This window comes from Xanthomarina sp. (assembly GCF_035306705.1).
Lineage (GTDB): Bacteria > Bacteroidota > Bacteroidia > Flavobacteriales > Flavobacteriaceae > Xanthomarina.
The window spans coordinates 1-3,010 of sequence record NZ_DATGNO010000109.1; the positions used below are offsets into that span (position 1 = coordinate 1).

At 33.0% G+C, this 3,010-nt stretch carries 3 protein-coding genes and 1 tRNA gene; all 4 read right to left on the minus strand.

The window, feature by feature from the left end:
- Nucleotides 1-163 precede the first annotated feature (163 nt).
- Nucleotides 164-251: transfer RNA gene (locus VKY47_RS09410), tRNA-Ser, on the minus strand.
- Between the two features lie 75 nt (nt 252-326).
- Nucleotides 327-1,358 (minus strand): asparaginase, encoded by a 1,032-nt coding sequence (locus VKY47_RS09415; protein ID WP_324312291.1) that lies wholly within the window; start codon nt 1,356-1,358, stop codon nt 327-329.
- Nucleotides 1,359-1,360: 2 nt separating this feature from the next.
- Nucleotides 1,361-2,128 (minus strand): TatD family hydrolase, encoded by a 768-nt coding sequence (locus VKY47_RS09420; RefSeq protein WP_324312292.1) that lies wholly within the window; start codon nt 2,126-2,128, stop codon nt 1,361-1,363.
- Nucleotides 2,129-2,219: 91 nt separating this feature from the next.
- Nucleotides 2,220-2,957 (minus strand): tetratricopeptide repeat protein, encoded by a 738-nt coding sequence (locus VKY47_RS09425; protein ID WP_324312294.1) that lies wholly within the window; start codon nt 2,955-2,957, stop codon nt 2,220-2,222.
- Between the last annotated feature and the right edge of the window lie 53 nt (nt 2,958-3,010).

Below are 3,010 nucleotides of genomic sequence, written 5' to 3' on the forward strand. Positions count from 1 at the left end.
ATGCTGTTATATTTGCAGTTGTATTTGCATTAACAGTTCCGAAAGCCATAATTCCAGTAATGGCTAGAATAGAAAATAATCTTTTCATTGTTCTTGTTCTTAATTTTATTAGTTAAAGTGTTAAAGATATAAAAAAAATACCATTATCAAATAAAAATAAAAGCAGAGAGGAAGGGATTCGAACCCTCGATACCCTTTTGAGGTATACACACTTTCCAGGCGTGCGCCTTCGACCACTCGGCCACCTCTCTAATTATTATATTTAACAATATATTAGGCAAATAACAAAAAAACTTTTGAAAGCTAAAAATTTTGTTAGTTAATTTTTATGTAATTTCTCCCCTCAAGGAGGTCTCGAATATGGTTTTGAACGTGTTAGCTGATATTTTTTCTCCTAACAAATACATTAATTTAGCTACTGCGGCTTCAGTTGTCATGTCTTTTCCCGAAATAACACCTACTTTTTTCAAATCGGAGCTAGTTTCATATTGACCCATAATGACACTTCCTCCTGAACATTGGGTAATATTTATTATATGTACACCTCTTTTTATGGCTTGTTCTATTAAGGAAATAAACCAAGATTCCGTACTTGCATTTCCTGTACCATAAGTTTCTATTATAATTCCTTTTAAACTGGCATTATTAATAATGCACTCCAAAATAGTTTTCGAAATACCTGGAAATAATTTTATAAGCGCAATATTGGTGTCCAAAGTTTTATGAACCACTAGATTTTTTTTGGAGTTAGGTTTTAACAAAGCCTCTTCATTTACTTTCATATGAACTCCAGATTCTGCCAAATGCGGATAATTTAAAGACTCGAAGGCCTCAAAATGTTCTGCGTTTATTTTTGTTGTTCTATTTCCTCGGTATAATTTATATTCAAAATATAAGCCCACCTCTGTAATAACCGGTTTATTGTTTTTACGTAAAGATGCCATTTGTATGGAGGTAATTAAGTTTTCCTTAGCGTCCGTACGCAAATCGCCGATGGGTAATTGCGAGCCAGTTAAAATTACTGGTTTATCTAGATTCTCTAACATAAAGCTTAAAGCAGAAGCTGTATAGCTCATGGTATCACTTCCATGCAATACAACAAAACCATCATTATTATGGTAATGTGTTTCAATAATTTCAGCCATTTGAATCCAATATTCAGGACTCATGTTGGAAGAATCGATAGGTTCTTCAAAAGAAACCGTTGAAATATGACAGCTCAATAGTTTTAACTCTGGAATTCGTTTTAAAAGATTGCTAAAATCGAAAGCCTGCAACCCGCCCGTATTTGGGTTTTTAATCATCCCAATGGTTCCACCAGTATATATTAAAAGAATGTTTGGCTTGGTGTCTGTCATATTTATATATTAAAAACGTCTTTTGAGTTTTGAGTGGTAATTTCGGCAATTTTTTCCTGAGGAAGATTATAAAGTTCCGATAGTTTTTCCAACACCTTTATAATATAGGCGCTTTCGTTACGTTTTCCACGAAAAGGAGCTGGAGCTAAATATGGTGAATCGGTTTCTAAAACAAGATGTTCCAAATCGATTTGATTGAGAAACTGATCTATTTTCCCATTTTTAAAAGTGACTACGCCTCCTATTCCTAATTTCATATTAAATGAAATCGCGCGTTTTGCCTGTTCTAGATTTCCAGTAAAACAGTGAAAAATACCGTACATATCTTCGCTTTTTTCTTCTTCTAAAACATCAAAAATCTCATCAAAAGCTTCACGACAATGAATAACAATAGGCAATTTATACTTTTTTGCCAATTGTATTTGATGTTTAAAGGCCCTTTGTTGAATGTCCAAGGTGGATGTATCCCAATATAGATCGATGCCAATTTCTCCAATAGCAGAAAAACTTCTTTTAGAAAGTAAATCTTCTACATGCGCCAATTCCTCTAAATAGTTTTCTTTAACTGAAGTAGGATGTAAACCTGTCATTAAAAAAACATTTTTAGGAAAATCTGCTTCCAATTGAAGCATGGCTTCTGTATAAGACGAATCTATTGCAGGAATAAAAAAACGAGAAACTCCTAGGTCAATCGCTCTTTGAATCATGCTTCTTCTATCTTCAGTAAAAGCGTCACTATATAAATGGGTATGGGTATCGGTAATAATCATTTTGCAAAAGTATAGGTTCTTTTACAAATAACCTTAAAGACCTTTCAGGTTTTATCCGGATACTTCGGGACTGAAAGGTCTATTAAGGTTTTTATTTCAACTTTTTAATAAGTTGTTGTGCTTGTTTGTAGTCTTCAGAATCTTGAGGTAGCGTTTTCAATATAAGTACACAGGCCGCTTCATCCTCTTGTTTTAATTTACTTAGGGCCAAATACCATATGGCTTTGTTTTTATAAACAGAAGGGGTTTGGATAATTCTATCAAAAAGAACATCAGCTTCGGTATATTTGTTTAATTCTACTAAAGACACCGCTTTATATAATTGTAGTTCCATATTATTAGTATCTATTTTAAGTAATTCTGAAAAATACACTTCGGCATCTTCATAATTATGAGTATTAAACGCTGTTTCTGCCTTACTCAACACTTCACTTTGTGTACCTCTAACCGTTAAACTAATAGTTCCATAATTGGCGTAATCGTCATATTCTGGATTTGAAAATTGCTGAGTAACAAAAAATCCAATAGCTAAAATGGCTGCGGCAACCATGGAGTAATACCACGGATTAATTCCTTTAAATTTCGTTTTGGACGCTTCTTTTTCAGCGAAATATCTTGAAGATACAGTTTCTAAATTGGCCTTAAAGGCTTTAGATTTTTCTTCGTTTTTTACCTGGTTCTCTAAAAATAACGAAGCTTGTTTATAGGTTTCAAAAGCTTCCTTATACGATAAATCGTTTTGCAATCTATTTTCAAAAGCCACTAATTCTTCCGGTTGTAACATTCCAGACAAATAATCTTCAAATAATATATAATCTTGTTCTTGCATGGTTAAGATTTTAGGTTTTTATAAGTTGGCGACTCTTGAATCATTTTGGTTAG